1 protein-coding gene is annotated in these 1,297 nt (G+C 45.8%); it reads right to left on the bottom strand.

Annotated elements, in window-relative coordinates:
• Nucleotides 1-54: 54 nt before the first annotated feature.
• The gene (locus tag I8752_RS22120) at nucleotides 55-1,113 is read right to left on the bottom strand and encodes a nitrilase-related carbon-nitrogen hydrolase (protein WP_214434425.1); all 1,059 of its coding nucleotides are present in this window, start codon (nucleotides 1,111-1,113) and stop codon (nucleotides 55-57) included.
• Nucleotides 1,114-1,297: the final 184 nt, after the last annotated feature.

Genomic DNA, 1,297 nt, shown 5'->3' with positions numbered 1-1,297 from the left:
TTTCCCCCTCATCTCCCTCATCTCCCTCATCTCCCTCATCCCCCTCACCCCCCTTCAAATAATCCCCAGTTTCGCTAGGCGCTCAATAGTTGTTTGTTGTGTTTGGATAAAGTGCTTGCGGTCTACTTCTTTATTCAGCATAGTGTTTGTCGGGTAAAATTGTGACTGGCTGTAGCTTTGAGCATACAATTCAAATCGCTGGCGTGAGAGTAAATTATTTAACCCCGGACGGCGGCGATCGCGGCGTAATGCTCCTAAATCAATCTCTGCGAAAGCTGCCATACTCTCGCCTGTTGCTGTTTCAGCTAAAACTATTCCCCGATAGTCAATGATTTTAGAACCTCCATCAGCCGAAGCAAGGGGGATAGCAATATTAGCAATCCCAGCAGTATTAGTTGAAACTACGTATGCCATATTTTCCACAGCGCGAGAGATTTTCGCAGCATCTTTAGGCGTTAGCGTCTTGCCATACACTTCTGATGTTGAGTGTAAAAAAATTTCTGCGCCTCGCATTGCCAGACATCGCGCTACTTCTGGATACAAAATTTCTTCCGATGCCAAAGCTGCTAAATTACCAATTGCCGTTTTGGCGACGGGAAAAACTCCTTCTAATCCATAACAATCGAGATATTTATCCCAGACATCGCCAGGTGTGGGAGCAAACAATGAATTTAACCGCCGATATCGCAAAACAACTGTACCCGAAGGGTCAATAACAAAGCTAGTTTGAAAGTACAATCCTACAAAATTGGGGTCAATTTCGTAGGCATTGCCAGCCAAAAATATCTGATGTCTTTGGGCAATTTTACCGAGGGCTTCATATTCAGCACCAGCCATTTCCAGGCAAGCTTTTTCTGCCCATCCAGTCACAGACTCCCCCATAGGAAAACCCGTGAGGAAATATTCTGGCAGTACAATTAAGCGACAGTCCAAGCCAATGAAAGCAATGCTAGCAGCGATTTGTTGAGCCAAGCGATTGATAGAGTTTAGCATCAGCGAACGAGCTGCTTGGCGATCGCGTGCTTGATTTACCGCATGACATGTAACTTGCAATGCTAAAGCACGGTATGAGTTTAGACGCTCGGTATTATCTGCATTAGGTTGCTGATTCATAATTGTTAGAGACGCGATTAATCGCGTCTGTACAAAAGTTAGTTGTCGTAGAGACACGATTCACGCGTCTGTACAAAAGTTATCTCTTCCTTGTCCCCCTTGTCCCCCCCATCTCCTTCATCTCCCCTATCTCCCTCATCCCCCTCATCTCCCCCTGCTCCCCCTACTCTCTAATTACTTGGTG

It is taken from the genome of Dendronalium phyllosphericum CENA369 (assembly GCF_016056275.1).
Classification (GTDB): domain Bacteria; phylum Cyanobacteriota; class Cyanobacteriia; order Cyanobacteriales; family Nostocaceae; genus Dendronalium; species Dendronalium phyllosphericum.
Note: the sequence above shows the minus strand (reverse complement) of the source record. Positions and strands in the feature narration are given on the sequence as shown.

Excerpts from the sequence above, each read along its gene's own strand:
- I8752_RS22120 (WP_214434425.1), bottom strand. The coding sequence starts at position 1,113 with ATGAATCAGCAACCTAATGCAGATAATACCGAGCGTCTAAACTCATAC.